The organism is Flavobacterium mekongense (assembly GCF_047038255.1).
GTDB classification, from domain to species: Bacteria; Bacteroidota; Bacteroidia; order Flavobacteriales; family Flavobacteriaceae; genus Flavobacterium; species Flavobacterium mekongense.
The window spans coordinates 1,848,794-1,869,624 of sequence record NZ_CP174374.1; the positions used below are offsets into that span (position 1 = coordinate 1,848,794).

The 20,831-nt window shown below is 38.3% G+C and carries 20 protein-coding genes and 1 other RNA gene; 11 read left to right on the forward strand and 10 right to left on the reverse strand.

Annotation, left to right across the window (positions count from 1 at the left end):
* Positions 1–8: 8 nt before the first annotated feature.
* On the forward strand, positions 9–899 hold the full coding sequence (locus tag ACJG85_RS07905) for a Ppx/GppA phosphatase family protein (protein WP_409681028.1): 891 nt from the start codon (positions 9–11) through the stop codon (positions 897–899).
* Here the strand turns inward: ACJG85_RS07905 and ACJG85_RS07910 are convergent.
* Together ACJG85_RS07910 and dnaX are read right to left on the reverse strand one after the other, a co-directional pair.
* Positions 896–1,603: a DNA polymerase III subunit gamma/tau gene (locus ACJG85_RS07910; RefSeq protein WP_409681026.1), complete on the reverse strand. Its 708-nt coding sequence runs from the start codon at positions 1,601–1,603 to the stop codon at positions 896–898. The genes ACJG85_RS07905 and ACJG85_RS07910 overlap by 4 nt on opposite strands.
* 50 nt (positions 1,604–1,653) lie before the next feature.
* The gene (gene dnaX / locus ACJG85_RS07915) at positions 1,654–2,736 is read right to left on the reverse strand and encodes a DNA polymerase III subunit gamma/tau (RefSeq protein ID WP_412476084.1); all 1,083 of its coding nucleotides are present in this window, start codon (positions 2,734–2,736) and stop codon (positions 1,654–1,656) included.
* A gap of 107 nt (positions 2,737–2,843) precedes the next feature.
* Between dnaX and rnpB the strand changes: the two genes are divergently transcribed.
* Positions 2,844–3,163, forward strand: an RNA gene (rnpB, locus tag ACJG85_RS07920) — RNase P RNA component class A.
* Between the two features lie 166 nt (positions 3,164–3,329).
* On the opposite strand, the gene rsmD is transcribed toward rnpB, so the two are convergent.
* Positions 3,330–3,899: a 16S rRNA (guanine(966)-N(2))-methyltransferase RsmD gene (rsmD, locus tag ACJG85_RS07925; RefSeq protein WP_412463785.1), complete on the reverse strand. Its 570-nt coding sequence runs from the start codon at positions 3,897–3,899 to the stop codon at positions 3,330–3,332.
* Entirely contained in the window at positions 3,896–4,708 is an 813-nt protein-coding gene (locus ACJG85_RS07930; RefSeq protein ID WP_412476085.1) for a DUF3822 family protein, read from the reverse strand. Before ACJG85_RS07930 ends, rsmD begins: the two co-directional genes overlap by 4 nt.
* A 188-nt stretch (positions 4,709–4,896) precedes the next feature.
* On the opposite strand from ACJG85_RS07930, the gene ACJG85_RS07935 reads away from it, so the two are divergent.
* Both ACJG85_RS07935 and kdsB read left to right on the forward strand, forming a co-directional pair.
* Entirely contained in the window at positions 4,897–6,315 is a 1,419-nt protein-coding gene (locus ACJG85_RS07935) for an ATP-dependent DNA helicase (RefSeq protein ID WP_412476086.1), read from the forward strand.
* Between the two features lie 67 nt (positions 6,316–6,382).
* A complete protein-coding gene (kdsB, locus tag ACJG85_RS07940; protein WP_412463788.1) occupies positions 6,383–7,108 on the forward strand; it encodes a 3-deoxy-manno-octulosonate cytidylyltransferase in 726 nt (241 codons plus the stop codon).
* Here kdsB and ACJG85_RS07945 read toward each other — a convergent pair.
* Positions 7,105–7,815 carry a potassium channel family protein gene (locus ACJG85_RS07945; protein ID WP_412463789.1) on the reverse strand — a complete coding sequence of 237 codons (711 nt, stop codon included), beginning with the start codon at positions 7,813–7,815 and terminating at the stop codon, positions 7,105–7,107. The genes kdsB and ACJG85_RS07945 overlap by 4 nt on opposite strands.
* Positions 7,815–8,477: a spermidine synthase gene (locus ACJG85_RS07950; RefSeq protein ID WP_409681006.1), complete on the reverse strand. Its 663-nt coding sequence runs from the start codon at positions 8,475–8,477 to the stop codon at positions 7,815–7,817. Before ACJG85_RS07950 ends, ACJG85_RS07945 begins: the two co-directional genes overlap by 1 nt.
* A 59-nt stretch (positions 8,478–8,536) precedes the next feature.
* Between ACJG85_RS07950 and ACJG85_RS07955 the strand changes: the two genes are divergently transcribed.
* The 6 genes from ACJG85_RS07955 to ACJG85_RS07980 all read left to right on the forward strand — a co-directional run bounded on the left by ACJG85_RS07955 (position 8,537) and on the right by ACJG85_RS07980 (position 15,127).
* Positions 8,537–9,088, forward strand: coding sequence for a 1-acyl-sn-glycerol-3-phosphate acyltransferase (locus ACJG85_RS07955; protein ID WP_409681003.1), 552 nt, complete (start codon positions 8,537–8,539; stop codon positions 9,086–9,088).
* A gap of 54 nt (positions 9,089–9,142) precedes the next feature.
* Entirely contained in the window at positions 9,143–10,138 is a 996-nt protein-coding gene (locus tag ACJG85_RS07960; protein ID WP_412476087.1) for a hypothetical protein, read from the forward strand.
* 100 nt (positions 10,139–10,238) lie between these two features.
* Positions 10,239–11,381: a M14 family metallopeptidase gene (locus ACJG85_RS07965; protein ID WP_409680997.1), complete on the forward strand. Its 1,143-nt coding sequence runs from the start codon at positions 10,239–10,241 to the stop codon at positions 11,379–11,381.
* Between the two features lie 74 nt (positions 11,382–11,455).
* Complete coding sequence (locus ACJG85_RS07970) at positions 11,456–11,938, forward strand: Lrp/AsnC family transcriptional regulator (protein ID WP_121313528.1); 483 nt, start codon at positions 11,456–11,458, stop codon at positions 11,936–11,938.
* A gap of 78 nt (positions 11,939–12,016) precedes the next feature.
* A complete protein-coding gene (locus ACJG85_RS07975) occupies positions 12,017–14,602 on the forward strand; it encodes a phosphoenolpyruvate carboxylase (protein ID WP_412476088.1) in 2,586 nt (861 codons plus the stop codon).
* 6 nt (positions 14,603–14,608) lie between these two features.
* On the forward strand, positions 14,609–15,127 hold the full coding sequence (locus tag ACJG85_RS07980; RefSeq protein WP_409680992.1) for a DinB family protein: 519 nt from the start codon (positions 14,609–14,611) through the stop codon (positions 15,125–15,127).
* 97 nt (positions 15,128–15,224) lie between these two features.
* Here ACJG85_RS07980 and ACJG85_RS07985 read toward each other — a convergent pair whose 3' ends face one another.
* The 4 genes from ACJG85_RS07985 to aroB form a co-directional block, all read right to left on the reverse strand.
* Entirely contained in the window at positions 15,225–15,641 is a 417-nt protein-coding gene (locus tag ACJG85_RS07985; RefSeq protein ID WP_409680989.1) for a DNA primase, read from the reverse strand.
* An 11-nt stretch (positions 15,642–15,652) separates the two neighbouring features.
* The gene (locus ACJG85_RS07990; RefSeq protein WP_409680986.1) at positions 15,653–16,627 is read right to left on the reverse strand and encodes a deoxyhypusine synthase family protein; all 975 of its coding nucleotides are present in this window, start codon (positions 16,625–16,627) and stop codon (positions 15,653–15,655) included.
* Between the two features lie 109 nt (positions 16,628–16,736).
* Complete coding sequence (locus ACJG85_RS07995) at positions 16,737–18,134, reverse strand: arginine decarboxylase (protein ID WP_409680984.1); 1,398 nt, start codon at positions 18,132–18,134, stop codon at positions 16,737–16,739.
* Between the two features lie 291 nt (positions 18,135–18,425).
* The gene (aroB, locus tag ACJG85_RS08000) at positions 18,426–19,493 is read right to left on the reverse strand and encodes a 3-dehydroquinate synthase (RefSeq protein WP_412476089.1); all 1,068 of its coding nucleotides are present in this window, start codon (positions 19,491–19,493) and stop codon (positions 18,426–18,428) included.
* 89 nt (positions 19,494–19,582) lie between these two features.
* On the opposite strand from aroB, the gene ACJG85_RS08005 reads away from it, so the two are divergent.
* Positions 19,583–20,755 carry a proline dehydrogenase family protein gene (locus tag ACJG85_RS08005; RefSeq protein ID WP_409680978.1) on the forward strand — a complete coding sequence of 391 codons (1,173 nt, stop codon included), beginning with the start codon at positions 19,583–19,585 and terminating at the stop codon, positions 20,753–20,755.
* Positions 20,756–20,831: the final 76 nt, after the last annotated feature.

Consider the following 20,831-nt stretch of genomic DNA (forward strand, 5'->3'; position numbering starts at 1 on the left):
TGAACAGCATGATATCTATTAAAAAATATGCAGCCATCGATATTGGTTCCAATGCCATGCGATTGCTCATTACCAATATAGTGGAACAAAAAGACAAAGAAACGCAATTCAATAAAAGTGCTTTGATTCGGGTGCCTATTCGTTTAGGGCAAGATGCTTTTACCGTGGGTGAAATCTCTGAAGAAAACATCAATCGTATGGTTGATGCCATGAAGGCTTTCAAATTGTTAATGAAGGTGTATAAAGTGGAAAAGTACAAAGCTTGCGCCACTTCTGCCATGCGTGAAGCCTATAACGGAAAAGAAGTAACTCAAATTATCAAAGACCAATGCGATATCGATATTGACATTATCGATGGTAAAATTGAAGCAACTATCATTGCAAGTTCCGATTTGCATTCTTTCTTAAAAACCGATCAAACCTATTTGTATGTAGATGTTGGTGGCGGAAGTACCGAATTCTCTTTGTTTGCCGATGGGAAAATGGTAACCTCCAAATCCTTTAAAATAGGAACAGTTCGTTTACTCAACAATATGGTAACTGATATCGTTTGGGAAGAAATTGAAAAATGGATTAAAGCACAAACCGAGCCTTATGACAATGTAATCCTAATCGGTTCAGGAGGCAACATCAACAAACTCTTCAAGCTGTCGGGCAAAATGCAAGACAAACCGTTGTCTTATTTGTATCTGAACGCTCAATACCAATATTTGAGTTCTTTAACCTACGAACAAAGAATTGCCGAGCTGGCTTTGAATACCGACCGTGCCGACGTAATTATACCGGCAACGCGAGTGTATTTGAATGCGATGAAATGGAGCGGTGCACGCCAATTATACGTGCCGAAGATTGGATTAGCTGATGGTATTGTTAAAGCGATGTACCAAGGAACGCTTTAGACATCTAAGTCGAACATCTTTTTTAAAACCTCCAAATTAGGGTTGATTTCCACCAAACGGTTGTATTTGTCTTGGTTGGTAAAAGCCTTTTTAACCACCAAAGTTTCATTCACTTTCACCACAATCTGAATGTCGTGATTGTGCAGTTTACCACGCAAATAACCCAATAGTTCCGGTCTTTCTTTTTCAAAGTCAATCTTCGAACTTTCGTTTGGTAATTCGTGAATAATGGTTGTGCCGTCTAAAACAGGGTCGTTTATAGTGAGCAAAGAAGCTACAATACGATAGCCTTTGTCTTCCATACGTTGGGCATATTTCAACCATTGCTCCAACATTTCGGTTTCGGTAAATGGTTCGCAGGGTAATTGTTGGGTTTCTTTCACCACCGATTTTTGAGCTTCTGCCATTTCTTTCTTGGCTCGTATGCTGGCTAACGATAAAGCGGAAACTTTAACAGTTGCGGGTTCCGAGTTGCGGGTTGCGGGTTGTTGCCCTACGACTGCGCTCAGGGTAACATTACTTTGGGTTGTTTGTTGCGCGTTGTCAGTTGACGGTTCAGCAATTTTGTTTTCTTCACTTCGTACTTCCAATTTTGTACTTTCTACTTCTTCCTTGTTGGTTGATGGCTGCTGGTTGTCAGTTGTTGGTATGTTAACCTCTAACTCGGAACTCGGAACTTGCAACTCGGAACTCGCAACCTTCACCTTTACTTCCGCAATCGAATAATCGTTTCTTCTAAAGTAAGTTGGCGGAATTATGAAATCAGCTTTTTTTTTTCTCCATCAAAAGTGATAGAGGCAATTTGCATCAGGGTAAGTTCTACCAACAAGCGTTGGTTTTGTGAAGTTTTGTATTTCAAATCACAATCGTTGGCTAAGTCAATACCTTTCAATAAAAAATCTTGATCGGTTTTTTGCGATTGTTGATGGTATAAAGCCTGAGCAGCTTCGCCCATTTCCATTAAGGAATGTGTAGCAATGTTTTTGGCCACCAACAAATCTCTGAAATGCGAGGCCAATCCTGCTATAAAATGATGGCTGTCAAAGCCTTTAGACAATATCTCGTTATAAGCTAATAATATTTCCGGAATTTTGTTGTCCAACAACAAATCGGTCATATTGATATAGGTCTCATAATCCAGTACATTCAAATTTTCCGTTACCGCTTGACGGGTCAAATTATTGCCGCAAAACGAAACTACTCGGTCAAAAATAGACAAAGCATCACGCATGGCACCATCGGCTTTTTGGGCAATTATGTGCAAGGCATCGTCTTCAAATTGTACGCCTTGACTCGCCGCTACTTCCGCCAAATGCTCTTTAGTGTCTTTAACGGTGATGCGTTTAAAGTCGAAAATCTGACAACGCGATAAAATGGTCGGAATGATTTTGTGTTTTTCCGTAGTAGCCAAGATGAATATGGCGTGTTTCGGCGGTTCTTCTAAAGTTTTCAAAAAAGCATTGAAAGCAGCCGACGACAACATGTGCACCTCGTCTATGATATATACTTTATATTGTCCGGTTTGTGGCGGTATTCTAACTTGGTCAATTAAATTTCTAATGTCATCTACCGAGTTGTTGGAAGCCGCATCCAATTCAAATACATTAAAGGCAAAATCCTCATTTGGGTCATCGTAACCGGGTTGGTTGATTTTTCGCGCCAAGATACGGGCACAAGTCGTTTTGCCCACACCACGCGGACCGGTAAACAACAGGGCAGAAGCCAAGTGGTTATTCTCTATGGCATTGAGTAACGTATTGGTAATAGCCTGTTGTCCCACAACGTCTTTAAACGTTTGCGGACGATACTTACGGGCTGATACTACAAATTGTTCCATAGATTTTAATCGGATTACAAATATAGGTTTTGAAATATCAAATATCAAATTTTAAATATTAAATATGTCTAATATCTAAAATTTAATATCTAATATTCTACCTTTGCCCCGCAGACCGCCTTATCGCTCCAAACCATTGGGGAGGAAAGTCCGGACACCACAGAGTAGCATAGCGGGTAACGCCCGTCCGTTTCGCCTCAACGGGCGAGATGAGGACAAGTGCAACAGAAAGGATGTACAGGTAATGCTGTAGTGAAATCAGGTAAACTCTATGCGGTGAAATTCCAAGTATATCGGCATGTAAGGGCTACTCGTCCGTTGTCGAAGGGTAGGAAGCTAGAACGCGTTGGCAACAACGAGTCCAGATAAATGATAAGGGTCCCGATTTATCGGGATACAGAATCCGGCTTACAGGTCTGCTTTTTTTAGGTTACTAAGTAACTGAGTCGCTGTGTGGCTGAGTTTTCAAGAGCACACCAATAGGTTTTCTTTCGCCAGTCGTCCCGCTATACATTGCAATCTTTGTCCTGAAATAAGTTCAGGCCAAAGGATTTCCATTCCTATCGGGGCTAAGGTTCACTTATTGTAGTACTTTAGACTTCTTCGTCTTCGTCGTCTTCTTCTGTCTCGAATTCAAAAAAACTAAACACCGAACCGCCATAGTTTTTTTGGAAGGAATAATGAGTCATATGGTCTAATTTGGTGTATTTCGAATGTTCAACGACTAACATGCCTTCTTCGTCCAACAATTCGTTTTCAAAAATAAGGGTAATGATTTGTTCAAATTCTTGCTGAGACATGCCATAAGGAGGATCAGCAAAAATAAGGTCGTAATTGCCTTTGTGTTTTTCTAAAAACTTAAACACATCACTTTTAATAGCCGTAATATCGAAGTCGAATTCTTTAGCTGTTTTTTTGATGAAGTTTACACAGCCCATATCGCCGTCAACACACAAAATAGGCGCACTGCCACGTGAGGCAAACTCGTAACTAATGCTGCCCGTACCGGCAAAAAGTTCCAAAATTTGCAGTTCCGAAAAATTGAAATGGTTGTTCAGCACATTAAATAAGGCTTCCTTACTCATGTCGGTCGTAGGCCGAACGGGTAAGTTTTTCGGAGGCATGATGCGTCTGCCTTTGTATTTGCCCGAGATGATTCTCATGAGTGTAACAAGATAAAATGTTCTCGGTTTTCTGCTTCAGTAAAAGGATTGATCAGGTGGCTGACATCCATCAACGATACATGGCGTACATACTGATAAACCACTTCGTAAAGCGCATCATTTTCGGCAATTTTACCCAACAAAGCCAGCGGGAAATATTCCGGATTCAATTGTAGTTGTTCTGCCGTAAATAAGATGTAATAAATAAAGTCTTCCGGAGTTTTATAATCAAACGTGTTGAAAAGCAACAGTTGTTGGTTTTGTGCTACCACAATTTCAAAATGACTATCGCTTACATGAACAAACATTTTTCGTTCATCGTTGTTTTTAGACAGTTCTAATAATCGTTGCACCAATATAGTATGAGCATGTTTGTAATCGAAAGTACCAAATTGGTCAATAAAGTAATTGTTCATGTTCACATACGGAATGTAAACGTTGTTCATTTCGTAAGTCGGCAATTCATCAAAAGCAAAAAAATCGGTTTCAAAAACCTTGGTGTTGAATTGCAAATAACTGCCCAAATATTCTTCGTCAAACAAAGCTGTTGGGACAAAAGTCGATAAGTTGTTACTGTGTACAATCACAATCTCGTCATAACCGGCCTTGAGTTCAGGATTGTTTTGGAAAGCTTCGGCAAACAAATCTTCTATCCTCGACAATACATTAACTTTACCCATACTAATGGTTTTTAAAGCCAATGGTTTGTTGAGTATGGTGTCAAAAACAGCGAATGACAAGCCGTTCAAAGAAACCTGAATGGCTAACTTTTTATAGGTTTTGTCAGTTATGCTGGTGTTTTGATACATTTTTTTCGATTAAAACGAACTCGGCAAACTTACTAAAATTAAATGATTGATAAATTAAAGTATTCAAACATTGTTTTTTTTAAGTACAAATCGCTGTCCTTTAGAATTCTGCAATCTTCACTCATTAATCAGCAATCATCAGTTAAAATAAGCTATATTTGGGTTTCCAAATACAATCACAACAATCAATGACTACCGGCCAATTTTACAGTCTTTTACGCCAGCGTTTTCCGTTTCAGCCGACTGTAAAACAGGACATCTTTTTACAGCAAATAGCCGATTTTGTTACCAATAAAAACGAGCAACAAGTTTTTGTGTTGAAAGGATACGCCGGAACAGGAAAAACCACGGTCATTTCAACCTTAGTTAACAACTTATTGGAGGTTAATAAAAAATACGTCTTGTTGGCGCCAACCGGACGAGCCGCTAAAGTCATTGCCAATTATTCGAACAAGCCGGCTTTTACCATCCACAAGAAGATTTATTTCCCCAAAAAAGTCAAAGGCGGTTTGTCGTTTACGATGCAAACGAACAAGCACACCAATACCATTTTTATAGTCGATGAATCATCGATGATTTCCGATGTGAACACTGAAGCCAAAATGTACGAAAACGGCTCGTTGCTCGACGATTTGATGTCATATGTGTACAATGGTAAAAATTGCAAAATGATATTGTTGGGCGATACCGCTCAGCTACCGCCGGTACAATTGGATGTTAGTCCGGCACTTGATACCGATTTACTCTCGATGCATTATCACAAAGAAGTGTTTTCGATCGAGTTGGACGAAGTGATGCGCCAAGAGGAAAAATCGGGTATCTTATACAACGCTACTGAATTGCGCGAGATTTTGAAAAGCGATTTTTTCGATACGTTTCAGTTTCGAGTTAAAGGGTTTAAAGACATAGTGCGACTCACCGATGGCCACGATATACAAGACGCGATTCATTCGGCCTACAGCAATTACAGCATAGAAGATACTTGTTTTATAGTGCGTTCTAACAAAAGAGCCAACCAATACAACCAGCAAATTCGTTCCCGAATCTTGGATAAGGAAAGCGAGTTGTCGGTAGGCGATTATTTGATGGTGGTGAAGAACAATTATTTTTGGCTCAAAGAAACCGATGAAGCCGGATTTATTGCCAATGGCGATATCGTGGAAGTGCTTGAAATTTTTGCCTTCAAAGAATTGTACGAGTTCAAGTTTGCTAAAGTAAAAGTCCGTATGGTCGATTATCCGAACCAAATTCCATTTGAAACCATCGTTTTGTTGGATACCATTACCAGCGAATCGCCTTCACTCACCTACGAAGAAAGCAACAAACTCTACCAAGAAGTGATGAAAGATTACGAGGGCGAGCTGCAATACCGCAAATTTCTGAAAGTCAAGAACAACGAATATTTTAACGCATTGCAAGTCAAGTTTTCCTATGCCATCACTTGCCACAAATCGCAAGGCGGCCAATGGAATACTGTTTTTATCGAACAACCGTATTTGCCCAACGGCATTGATGTAGATTACATTCGATGGCTATACACCGCAGTCACTCGTGCCAAAGATAAATTGTATTTGATTGGGTTTAAAGAGGAAAACTTTGAAGTGTAGTTGCTCTGCTACTCAAAATAAAAAAATCTCAGTACCTTAGCACCTCAGAACCTTAGCGCCTTTCAAAATGAAAACCATCGCCGTTATCCCAGCCCGTTATGCTTCTACTCGTTTTCCTGCCAAATTGATGCAGGACTTGGGAGGCAAAACCGTTATTCTTCGTACCTATGAAGCTGCCGTTAACACCGGTTTATTTGACGATGTGTTTGTGGTAACCGATTCGATTTTGATTTACGACGAAATCCTCAACCACGGCGGAAAAGCCATTATGAGTGTCAAAGAGCACGAAAGTGGCAGCGACCGTATTGCTGAAGCAGTAGAGAATTTAGAAGTAGACATCGTGGTGAACGTGCAAGGCGATGAACCGTTTATCAACGCGGTACCGTTAGCCAAAGTAATTGAAGTGTTCCGAAATGATTTCGATAAGAAAATCGACTTGGCTTCGCTGATGTTTGAAATTACCGACACCGAAGAAATCAACAATCCTAACAATGTAAAAGTGGTAACGGATCAAAATGGTTTTGCGTTGTACTTTTCACGTTCGGTGATTCCGTATCCGAGAGAAACCAATGTTGGTGTTCGTTATATGAAACACGTTGGGATTTATGCTTTCCGCAAAGAAGCCTTGATGGCGTTTTACCATTTGCCAATGAAATCCTTAGAAGCTTCAGAAAAACTGGAGCAATTGCGTTATTTGGAGTTTGGCAAACGCATCAAAATGGTCGAAACAACTCATGTAGGCATCGGTATTGATACGCCGGAAGATTTGGAAAAAGCACGTAAAATGCTTTAAAGGTCTTCGTTATCGATGTCAAAATAACCTTTGGATTTGACTTTGGTTGAAAAGAAATTCAAGAACAAAATCACAAACGACAAAAAGAACATAGCTTGTACCGAAGCCAAGAACTTCCCAAAAGTGGTTATCGGATAATAATCGCCATATCCAATAGTGTTAGAGGTCATCAAGCTAAAATACAAGGCGTCCGACCAATGGGAGAAAGGAATGTTAGTGTTTTGACCCAAACTGTAAAACACGCCGAACGCTATAATAACTTCCAGATAATTGAAAAACAACAACAGCATTGAGCGTTTATAAGACCTCGGACGCGAAAATAAATCGGAAGCAAAAATCAGCGTCGGAATGTATAAAATGGTCTCTAAAATGAGGTAAACCAATAGCCAAATCAAAATAGTATAGTTTAGCCAACCATTGATTAAAATAACTAAAGGAAAAGCCACTTTCAGCAAAATGTAAATGTCCATCGCCAAATCTTTGTAGGCGTATCCGATTTTAGAAGCAATGGTTTTTACATAGATGCCCGGAAAAAGCAATTGGGAAATCGAAAGAAACAAGCGGAAAATTTTTTCAATACCGTTGTCGTCCTGATGGTCGTTGTTCCAAATGGCTTTGATGTTGAGAATTCTCCGTTGAATCGGATTGTATTTGGGTTTAAAGTTTTGAGAAACTTTACCGATTAAAAGTTTTTTGATAAAGCCCATCAGTGTAATTTTTTTATGGTAAATAGTTCGTTATGGGTTTCCACTTTTGGGTACATTCGCAGAGAATAGTTACTGTTAAACTTATTTTTATACTTCAAATTGCGCTCGCGATTTCCATCGTTAATGACCATAGTGTTGAATAAAATAAAACCGTCTTTTCGCAATAAAAAGTTCACGCGATTGATAAAAAAGTCTTCAAACAAAAAGTTCGGCATCGTCGTGTCTTGGAAAACATCAATAATGATTAAATCATAGGTTTCTTTGGTTTTTAAAACAAACTCAAAAGCATCGTCAATAACAATGTTCAAATTCGGAATTTCATTCAGCTTGAAATAGGTGTTGGCTACTTCAATCATTGCCGGATCAATTTCCACACCGGTAATTTTTCCTTTGAATTTGATTTCATCTACTAACGTTTTAATCACGCTGCCACCGGCTACACCCAGTAATAAAACATTGTCAAACTTTTTGATTCTTTCAAATCCAATATATTTTAAGCCTTTGCGCAATATGCGTTGCAAACTACCATAAGAGTAATTGGTGTTTTTACTGTCGATAACCAATTCGCCATTGTTCCAAGTCACTTCAATCGTCTCGCTGATAGAGGATTTTTTCTTGTAAATATTGATTGGTATAAAGTAGCTGAACAGTTTGCGTAACATCCCAAAAGATTTTGACCAAAAGTAAGAGATAAATACTAAATTTACGCAAAATATTCCACATGAGAAAAAGGCTTTACGAATTTATTTTTTTCAAAATTATGGGGTGGAAACTCATCGGTACTATTTCACCCGAGGTTAAAAAATGTGTACTGATGGTCATGCCGCACACTTGCAATTTCGATTTCTTTATCGGTTTGTTTTGTCGTGGCATTATCAATTTAGAAATGAATTTCGTAGGCAAAAAAGAACTATTTGCTTTTCCTTTTGGCTATTATTTCAGAAGTATCGGTGGCGCTCCATTGGACCGCAGCGGTGGTAAAAATAATGTAGATGCTACCGTAGATGTCTTCAACTCCAGAGAAGTGTTTCGTATGGCCATCGCACCCGAAGGCACTCGAAAAAAAGTAGACCAACTCCGAACCGGGTTTTATTATATTGCTCATAAAGCAGGTGTTCCTATTATTCCTGTGGCTTTTGATTACGGAAAAAAAGAAGTAAGAATAGGAACTCCTTTTACTACAACAGGAAATTATGAAGAAGATATCAAAATAATTTTAGCCCATTTTAAAGGCGTTCAAGGCCGTTATCCGGAAAAACAACTCTCGTTTTAAAACCAGTCTTATTTTTTTCTCGTAAATAGAACATAATCAAAAAATCTATTTAAAATGAGAAAAACATTCTTAACCGCAGCCTTATTGTCCGGTTTACTGATTTCGTGTTCAAACGATGACAATGATTCAAACCGACAATTAAAATTATTCACTACCAGCAACACTTCCGGGAAAGTTTCTGTAACCGATTTGTCTATGGCTTCACCTATGACATATTCCTTTACAGTAGCTTCTGCCGATGCAGATGGAGCCTATTATTTCAGCGATAGCGATGAGTTTATTTTGGCTTCGCGCTCTAATAATAAAATTGAATTGTATGACGGTGTTACTACCGCTATAATGAACAACGCCACCAGTTTGCCCCTAGCATTTGCCAGTACTTCCGATTTTAATAATGCCCGCGAAATTGCAGTTTACGGCGATAAAGTTGTCGTAACCCAAGATCAAAACGCTGCCAACAGTAATACAAACAAACTATTGGTGTACCAAAAAACGGACTCAGGTTTTATGTTGCTCAATACTTATACTGTTGATTTTAAGGTTTGGGGCATTCATTTAGACGGTAATACGATGTATGCGGTAGCCGATTTAACTTCTGATGTTGTAGTCTTCAATAATTTTTTCGCCAATGCTAACGGAGCCATCATGCCGACCAAAAGAGTAAGCATTGAAGGTTTGGTAAGAACTCACGGCATTACCTATGCTAAAAAAACGGATACTATGGTGTTAACCGATGTAGGAAGTGCCACTTCTGATACTGATGGCGGTGTAATCGTAATTAAAAATTTCACCACAGTTTTAGCCAATACTTCTAATATGGGAACTATCGCTACAGCCAATCAACTTCGTATCTACGGTTCAGCTACCATGTTGGGTAACCCGTTGGATGTGGCTTATGATAGTGCAGCTAAAAAGATTTATGTAGCAGAACGTTTGTTTGGCGGCGGTAAAGTATTGACTTTTGATTTGCCTACAGCAAATGTAAATGCGGCTCCTATAGCTTCTCGAGATGAAGCCGGTGTGAGCAGTGTGTTCTTGTTGAGAGAATAAAGGTTTTATATAATTTGGTTAGTAAACCTTCGATGTTTCGGCGTCGGAGGTTTTTTTGTATTGATGGGCTAAGCAAGCTCTTTTTAGCTAAATTTGTGCTATGGATTTTTCAGCATTACACCAACAATATAAAGTACAAAGTATTCATGGGAGATACCTTACGCTTACTCACATAGAACCCTTGTTGAACCAATACAAAACTACCGTTGTCGGTCGGTCGGTTTTAGGAAAACCCATTCACCAATTGACATTGGGTTCGGGTAAGACCAAAATTTTTATGTGGTCGCAAATGCACGGTAACGAAAGTACAACGACCAAAGCTTTATTTGATTTTATCAATTTTCTGCATTCCGATACCGAGGAAAGCAAGACTATACTTTCATCTTTTACTTTTTGCTTGTTGCCTATGGTCAACCCTGACGGGGCGGAAGCGTACACTCGGGAAAATGCGAGTGGTGTCGACTTAAATCGGGATGCCCAAAATTTAACCCAACCGGAGAGTGTGGTATTGCGGCAAGTATTTGAAACCTTTCAGCCTCATTATGCTTACAATTTACACGATCAACGAACCATTTTTGGGGCAGGCGAGAGCGGACATCCCGCAACGGTTTCCTTTTTGGCACCGGCTTTTAATGAGAATCGCGATATGAATGAAACGCGAATTAAAGCCATCGATGTCATAGTAGCTATGAATGCTTGCTTGCAAAAAGTAATTCCCAATCAGGTTGGGCGATTTGATGATGGTTTTAATCTCAATTGTATAGGTGATACTTTTCAGAGTCTGAATGTGCCGACTATTTTGTTCGAAGCCGGTCATTTTCAAAACGATTATGAAAGGGAACAAACCCGGAAGTTTATTTTTATGGCATTATTGTCGGGAATCAACTATTTGAACGAAAACGATGTAGTTAGCAACAAAATCGATGATTATTTAAAAATTCCGCAAAATAAAGTGGTTTTTTATGATTTTGTTTATAAAAATGTCAAGATAAATTATGATGGTAACGAAAAAATTATCAATTTTGCAGCACAATACAAAGAGGTACTGAATCAAAGTAAAATAGATTTCGAAGCTCGTGTTGCTCAAATTGATAATTTAGATAATTATTTCGGTCATTTTACGTTAGACGCACAAGGCGAAAGGTATCAGGACAATGAAAGTGGATTTCCGAATATTGAGCAAAAAGCTAATTTTTCTTTGGGAAAAAACATCAAAATTGTTAATGGTTTGATAAATAATTAGCAATTGACTTTTTTTATTAGAAAAAATGTATTTTTTTTGTGGCGTTATTTTTAATAAACCAATAGATAAGTTTTATGAGTAAGTTTCGTTTAGATGAAGTAGACCACCAAATCTTGGATATGTTGATAGACAACACCAGAATTCCTTTTACGGATATCGCCAAAAAATTATTAATTTCTGCCGGTACGGTTCACGTAAGAGTAAAAAAGATGGAAGATTCCGGAATCATTATGGGTTCATCATTGTCATTAGACTATGAAAAATTAGGATATTCTTTTATCGCTTATGTTGGGGTGTTTTTGAACAATACTTCTCAAACCAAATTCGTTTTGGAAAGAATCAACGAAATCCCATACGTAACGGTGGCTCACGTTACTACCGGTAAGTTTAATATTTTCTGTAAAATCAGAGCTAAAGACACCAAGCACGCTAAAGATGTTATCTTCATGATCGATGATATTGAAGGAGTTTACAGAACTGAAACCATGATTTCATTAGAAGAAAGTATCAACGACAAAAAACGTTTGATGCATACTATCTTCCAAGAGTTAGATTAGTCTTTGCTCAAAATATATTTAAAACCTCAAGTGAAAGCTTGGGGTTTTTTTATTAATTTAAGCCAAAATTATTGCGCTATGTACACCTTGCCAAAAATTGAGCGTTTCAATCAAAATGTATTGTCTAAATACCATATTTATAATAGTGTATTTATCACTTTGCCGTTTGATGCTATCGACAATACCGGTGTTTTGTTGCCGTTATTCTCTGAAGTGTGTGACAACGGGTTCAAACACCATTGGTCGCCCAAGCAGATTGTTGATTTCTTTGCCGAAAAATACTTAGACAAGGCTACTGAATCTGAGAAAATTGATTTGATGTTTCGTTTTATACAGTATGTTGAACGACAGATAGTTTTGTTTGATGCTATTGAAGATGCCGCCTTTCCTATAGTGAATAATATGGAAGGCCGTGGTTCTTTGCGCGACATTAAAGAGAAAACCGAAGCCAAAGACAAACGCAAGGAATTGAAAGCTTTTTTAGAAAGTTTCAACGTAAGAACAGTATTGACCGCACATCCTACTCAGTTCTATCCGGGTTCGGTGTTGGGAATTATTACCGATTTAACCGAAGCCGTTCGGGTAAACGATTTGATTAAAATCAAGCAACTCCTGGCGCAGTTGGGGAAAACGCCTTTCATCAAAAAAGAAAAGCCAACGCCCTTTGATGAAGCGGTAAGCTTGATTTGGTATTTGGAAAATGTATTTTACCATACCATAGGCGAGATGATGCAATACCTTCAAAAGAATATATTCGAAGGTAATTTGATTGAAAATCCTATCGTGAATTTGGGTTTTTGGCCTGGTGGCGACAGAGACGGAAATCCGTTTGTAACTCCTGAAATCACCGAGAAAGTGGCCAAAAGATTGCGTACAGCCATCATGAAATGTTATTATGTTGACATCCGAAATTTGAAACGCAAACTGACCTTTAACGAAGTAGATACTATCATCGCCAGTTTGGAGTACAAGTTGTATCGTTCGGTGTTTTACTCTCAAGGCGAAATTTTTATCACATTGGAGGAATTGAAAAATGAATTGGCCATTGTGAAAAATATCATCATCGAAAAGCACCAGTCGCTTTATGTAGACGATATCAATATGTTGTTGCAAAAGATAACCCAATTCGGATTCCATTTTGCTTCGCTTGATATTCGTCAGAACAGTAAAATCCACAGCAAAGTGTTTGCTGATATTACCGCTATCTTAAAAAGAGAAAAAGAGGTTTATTTTCCTGAGCATTTTGAGGAATTGTCTGAAAGCAAAAAAATTGAAGTTATAGCTCATTTGAAATTCGATTTGTCGCAACATTTTTTTGAAAACGAAGTGACCCGTTCCACATTGGAAGCCATAAAGTTGATGCGAGAAATTCAAGTTGAGAATGGTGAAAAGGGTTGTAACCGCTATATCATCAGTAATAATGAGAGTGCTCTAAATGTCATCGAAACCTTTGCCATGTTCCGTTTGATGGGTTGGGAAAATCCAACAGTGGATATAGTGCCTTTATTCGAATCGGTCGACGACTTGCAAAACGCTCACACAATTATGGAGCAATTGTATCAAAATAAGGTTTATCGCCAACATTTAAATCAACGAAAAGACAAGCAAACCGTAATGCTCGGTTTTTCAGACGGTACTAAAGACGGCGGATATTTAATGGCCAATTGGAGTATTTTTAAAGCCAAAGAAATGATTACCAAAATTTCGCGCGACTATGGTATAAAGGTTATTTTCTTTGATGGGCGCGGTGGTCCGCCGGCTCGTGGTGGCGGTAAAACCCATAAGTTTTATGCCTCATTGGGTTCAACCATAGAAAACCAGGAAATCCAACTCACCGTACAAGGACAAACCATCAGTTCTAATTTCGGTACGGTAGATTCTTGTCGGTATAATTTAGAAAACCTTTTGAGTGCCGGTGTTGCCAATCAGCTATTTAACGATGATGAAAATAATTTGTCCGATGAGGAAAAAGGGATTATTGATACCCTAGCGCAGTTAGGCTACGAAAAATACATTGATTTCAAAAATCACCCTAAGTTCATTCCATACTTGGAGCAGATGAGTACCTTGAAATATTATGCGAAAACCAATATTGGAAGTCGACCGTCCAAACGCAATGCTGATGAAAAATTGGATTTTGACGATTTGCGTGCCATTCCTTTTGTAGGTTCATGGAGCCAACTAAAACAAAACGTTCCCGGTTTTTTTGGTGTTGGTACTGCCTTGAAGCATTTTGAAGTGGCCAATCGCTGGGACGAAGTGCAAAACTTGTATCACAATTCGCTTTTTTTCAGAACCTTGTTGGAAAACAGTATGATGTCGTTGGCCAAAAGTTATTTTCCGCTAACAGCTTATATGAAAGACGATGTTGAGTTTGGCTCTTTTTGGCAAATCATCTACGATGAGTTTCTGGAAACCAAGCGCTTGTTGTTAAAAATAGCCGGTCACACCGAACTCATGCAAAATTATCCTGACGGTAAAGCTTCAATAGTTATGCGTGAGCAAATAGTATTGCCGTTACTGACTATTCAACAATACGCTTCAACACAAATCAATCATTTGAGAAAACAACCGGAAATCAACGAAAAATTAATCAGTATTTATGAAAAATTAGTGACTCGTTCTTTGTTTGGTAATACCAATGCGAGTCGGAATTCAGCTTAAACCATTATGAAAAAATCACAATTGAACGCCGATGAATATGCGGCATTTTACGGTACTTATATCAATACCGTAACCGAAGAATACACCTTGTTGGAAGAATTGGAAATTGCGGTACATCGCTTGGTGAAATTTGTTAGGGAAATACCCATGGACAAATTTGATTATCGATACGCCGAAGGGAAATGGACCATTAAAGACATCTTGCAACATTTGATTGATGCCGAACGCATTTTTGCTTATCGCGCCTTGCGTTTTGCCCGAAATGACAAAACGGAATTGCCCGGTTTTGAGGAAAATGATTATGTTGATGTGGCCCGAGCCAACAGCAGAAGTATCCAGGATTTGTTGACTGAGTTGTTGGTGGTTAGACAAGCGTCGCTTGCATTATTCAAATCGTTCAATGAAGAAGAGCTGCTTCGCAAAGGCATGGCTTCTAACAAACCCATGTCGGTTAGGGCTTTGGGTTTTACCATCATTGGCCATCAAAATCACCATCAGCGAGTTTTTGAGGAAAGATATTTGTAAGTACGAAGTGTGCTGTTGTAAAACAAAAACTCCCAAATTCAATTAGAAATTGGGAGTTTTACTTTGTAAATCGCACTTCAAACTTCGTACTTATTGTTTATTCTTCATCGTCGTCGTCAAAGTTGTCTGAATCGGCAAAATCTTCCTCATCATCATCATCGTCGTCGTCGTCAGAACCACCTTTGTCTTTAAGCGGATCAATTTCCACATCGTCATCATCTGAAGGCAAATCGTCGTCATCTAAATCCAAACCTTTAATAGGCTCGATAGGTTCTACTACTGCGTCGATGTCTTCTTCTTCATCAAATTTCTCCATACGACTAGCTAACTTGGTACTCACTTTCACTAGGTAGATAGTGTCTTCGGTTCGAACTTCAACCGCTTCTACCAATTCGTTTTGAGCATTTCTAAAACGAATGATGTCGGTATCGTCATAACCTTCAGGGAATTTTTCCACTAATAAATTAAGGATGTCTCCGGTGAGTTTAGCATAGTCTACAATAATTCTTCTCATAAAAAAATTTTTTATAAATCCAGTAAGTAAGCAAAAATTAATGGTGCAACTATGGTTGCATCCGATTCAATAATAAATTTGGGGGTATGTATGTCAAGTTTGCCCCAAGTGATTTTCTCATTAGGGACAGCTCCTGAATAGGAACCGTAACTTGTGGTTGAATCTGAAATTTGGCAGAAATAGCTCCAAAAAGGGACATCGTGCATTTCCATGTCTTGGTACAACATTGGTACTACACAAATAGGGAAGTCGCCCGCGATACCACCGCCAATTTGGAAGAATCCAACACCTTTTCCACTGCAATTATTGGTGTACCAATCGGCCAACCACATCATGTATTCGATACCGCTTTTCATGGTTGTTGGTTTAAAAGTTCCTTTGATACAATAGGAAGCAAAGATGTTACCCATAGTACTGTCTTCCCAACCCGGAACTACAATAGGTAGGTTTTTCTCGGCAGCTGCTACCATCCAAGAATCTTTTGGGTCAATTTCGTAGTATTGTTTCAATACACCTGAATTGATCATTTGGTACATAAATTCGTGCGGAAAGTAGCGTTCACCTTTTGAATCGGCATTGTTCCAAATGTCGTATAAGTGTGATTGTAATCTGCGGAAAGCTTCTTCTTCAGGGATACAAGTATCGGTTACACGGTTATAGTGGTTTTCCAACAAATCCCATTCTTCTTGTGGCGATAAGTCGCGGTAGTTTGGTACTCTTTTATAAGAATTGTGCGCTACCAAATTCATGATGTCTTCTTCTAAGTTAGCACCGGTACAAGAAATGATGTGTACTTTGTCTTGACGAATCATTTCGGCCAATGATTTTCCCAATTCGGCGGTACTCATTGCACCGGCTAAAGTGATCATCATTTTTCCGTTGTCAAGCAGGTGTTCTTCGTAGCCTTTGGCAGCATCAACTAAAGCTGCAGCGTTGAAGTGAAGGTAGTTTTTTTCTATGAACTGACTGATAGGTCCTTTACTCATTGTGATTTGTTGTTTGTAGTTGATGGTTCAAAGAAAAACTTTTTTTTCTAAACCATCAAACTCTTTTTTAAAAATTATTATAAATAAAAACGGATGTTTTTTGTTGCTGTTATTTTTCGTAACCCAATATTTTCAATACATCTTCAGAACTTTGTTGTTCCGAAAACACCTCGGTAGCTAAGATACCGTTTTCATCTCTGTCGATTAAAATGTGTTTGGGTTGCGGTATCAAGCAGTGGTGTAATCCACCAAAACCACCAATGGTTTCTTGATAAGCACCGGTATTAAAAAAGCCTATGTACAAAGGTTTTTCTTTGTTGTATTTTGGCAAATAAACTGCGTTCATGTGTTGCTCTGAGTTGTAATAATCGTCACTGTCACAAGTCATACCGCCTAATAAAACCCTTTCGTAAGTGTCGTTCCAACGGTTTACGGCTAACATTACAAAGCGTTTGTTTATCGCCCAAGTATCAGGTAATGTTGTGATGAAAGAAGAATCAATCATGTTCCAGTTTTCACGATCGTTTTGTTTCTTTTGATACAATACTTGGTAAATGGCACCGCCTGATTCACCTACGGTAAACGAACCGAATTCGGTAAAAATATGCGGGACATCCACTTCTGCTTCGTCACAAGCAATCTTGATTTGGTTTAAGATTTCATCAATCATGTATTGGTAGTCGTATTCGAAGGCCAATGAATTCTTGATTGGGAAACCGCCGCCAATGTTCAAACTGTCGAGTGTTGGACATTCTCTTTTTAAGGCAATGTACACTTTCATACATTTCAATAACTCGTTCCAGTAGTAAGCAGTGTCGCGAATACCGGTATTGATAAAGAAGTGTAACATTTTCAGTTCCACTTGCTTATTCTCTTGGATTTGTTTTCTGTAAAATGGCACGATGTCTTTGTAACCAATCCCTAATCGTGAAGTATAGAACTCGAATTTTGGTTCTTCCTCTGCGGCAATTCGGATACCGATTTTAAACTTACCTTTGATTTGTTCTTGCAGCAAATCCAATTCTTCGTAATTGTCGATTACCGGAATGGTTTTGTTGTGACCTCCGTTAATCAAACGGGCAATATTGGATACATACTCATCGCGTTTGAAACCATTGCAAACTACGTAAGTATTTTTATTGATTTTGCCTTCTTCCATTAATTTCTCAACAATGTTGATGTCATAAGCAGAGGAAGTTTCAATGTGAATATTGTTTTTAAAAGCTTCATTCATAATGAATTTAAAATGAGAGCTTTTAGTGCAATAGCAGTAATAGTATTTGCCTTCGTAACCAATTTTTTCCATGCCTTTTCTAAACCAACCTTTGGCTTTGTTGATGTTATTGGAAATGGCAGGAAGATAAGTAAACTTCAACGGCGTACCGTATTGTTCAACCAATTTCATTAAATCGATGTTATGGAACTGAAGGGTGTCTTTGTTTAAAGTAAATTCTTCTTGCGGGAAATAGAAAGTTTGGTTAATTAAGTCGTAATATTTAGTGTTCATTGAGGATACAGAATTTTAGATTAATTTATTTTTCAAAACAAAGTAATCTGTCATTCAAACTCTAATATTAGCGTAAATAATGGGTAATTTTTCCTGGAACAAAAAGGTAATGGCGGAATGTAATGTGCTGGGATCACTTTTTTGTTTTAAAAAAGCGGAAGTATCGGCTAAGAAACAGTTTGTAATTTCTTGGCTGTAAATACTGTTGTTGTTGGTGTTCACACATTTTTTCATTAGGGCAAATGTAAAAAATAATATTTTCGAAATACAACAATTTTTATGAAAAAAATATTAGTTTTTATAATCGGCAAAAGACTTTATAATCAATTCATTATCAGCTTCTTGGTTTGTTTTAATCTTCCCGATTCCGTCAAGTAGAGCAAATTGAATTTTGCCGTACTCGCTTTTTTTGTCGTGAATCAATAAATCCAAGATGGGTTGGAGGTCGTTTTCTTCAAAAGGAATGGTTTCAAAAATACTTTTTATGGTTTGTTTGATTTCTTGATAAGCCAACTCAGTTAGCAGCCCTTTTTGCCATGAAATATAGCTTTCCATAATCATTCCTGCGGCTATGGCTTCACCATGTAATAAGCTGGTTTTGTTGTCGTTCTCCAAAAAATAACTTTCTATGGCATGGCCTAAGGTGTGGCCAAAATTCAAAGCTTTGCGAATCCCGTTTTCGGTTGGGTCTTGACTCACGATTTCGTTTTTGATGGCTATAGAACGATGGATTAATGTGTCAAAATCGGCAAAATCTTGTTGGCTCAAATCTTTAAATTGTGCCCAATAGGAAGCATCGAAAATCAAGCCGTGTTTCAGCATTTCCGCTAACCCGGAGCGCATTTGGTTTTTGGGTAAAGTGGATAAATACTCAGTATCAATCAGCACCATTTTAGGTACATTAATAACACCGATTTGGTTTTTCAAATTGCCTAAATCCACCCCGTTTTTACCACCAATAGATGCATCTACCATGGCCAACAAAGTGGTTGGTATGTTGATAAAATCAATCCCTCTTTTAAAGGTTGAAGCTATAAATCCGCCTATATCTGTAATCACGCCGCCGCCGATATTAATAAGCAGTGTTTTACGGTCGGCACCCAATTCGGTCAAAACAGACCAAATTTCAACACAAGTATTGATGTTTTTTTCCGATTCGCCCGATTCAATCTCAATGATTTCAATGGTTTTATCAGTGGCCAGAAACGACAAAAAGCGCAACAAGCACAATTCATTTGTATGATTGTCTACCAAAATAAATAAGTTGGAATACTTATTTTTTTTGATAAAAGTATTGAGACTTTCGTATTCGTTTTCTCCGAATAAAACCGGATATCCGTTGGCTTGAATGGTTTGCATTTTTTTGTTGAATTGTGCCCCAAAAATAAGGTAAAAATTGATATATAATCGTTACAGACTATTTATATTTGTGCCATCAATTCAATACCATGGAAAAAATTTTCAATAATACTGAAGTGGCTTTTGCCCTCAAAACCGATACTGAGCTCGATAGGGCTTATTTTTTATTCAAGATGATAGACAGTGAGCCATTGGTTCGAATAGGAACAGCGGTGACCAACTTTGCTTTGAAAGCGCATTTACCGGTTGAAGGCTTAATCAGAGCTACGGTTTTCGATCATTTTTGTGGCGGAACTACCGAAAACGATTGTTTGACTGTAGTAGATAAAATGTACACTAAAGGTGTTTCTTCGGTACTGGATTATTCGGTAGAAGGCAAAGAAGAAGAGGCTCAATTTGATGCCGCTTTGCAAATGACATTAAAGACTATTGAGTTTGCCAAGGAGCGTATTGCTATTCCTTTTGCGGTATTCAAGCCAACCGGTTTCGGTCGTTTTTATTTGTATGAAAAAATAGGGGAAAAGCAGCCTTTAACTGTTGAAGAACAAAAGGAATGGAATAGAGTAGTGGAACGCTTTGATACCGTTTGTAAAGCTGCTTATGAAAAAGATGTAGCACTTTTAATTGACGGTGAAGAAAGTTGGATGCAAGAGGCTGCCGATGATTTGGTTACCGAAATGATGCGAAAATACAACAAGGAGAAAGCTATTGTTTTCAATACCTTGCAATTGTATCGCTGGGACCGATTGGATTATTTGAAGCGATTACACGAACAAGCTAAAACGGAAGGTTTTTACATCGGAATGAAATTGGTTCGCGGGGCTTATATGGAAAAGGAAAACAAACGCGCTGAAGAAAAAGGCTATCCGACACCAATTTGCGAAAGTAAAGAAGCCACCGATATCAACTATGACAAGACCGTAGCGTATATGATGGAACATTTGGATAAAATGGCCATTTTTGCCGGAACACACAACGAGTTGAGTTCGTACAAATTGATGGAATTGATGGAGGCTAAAGGGGTTTTGAAAAACGACAACCGCATTTGGTTTGGTCAATTGTATGGAATGAGTGATAACATAAGCTATAACTTAGCGGCTCACGGATACAATGTAGCCAAATATTTACCATTTGGCCCGGTTAGAGATGTGATGCCTTACTTAATCAGGAGAGCCGAAGAAAACACTTCTGTGGCCGGTCAGACCAGTAGGGAATTGAATTTATTAAAAACCGAAAGAGATCGGAGAAAAATTGAAAAATAAAATTAAGCCTCATTAATTTGAGGTTTTTTTATAACAATATTAAAAATCAATACTTTTGGGGTTTTATGGGACTTCA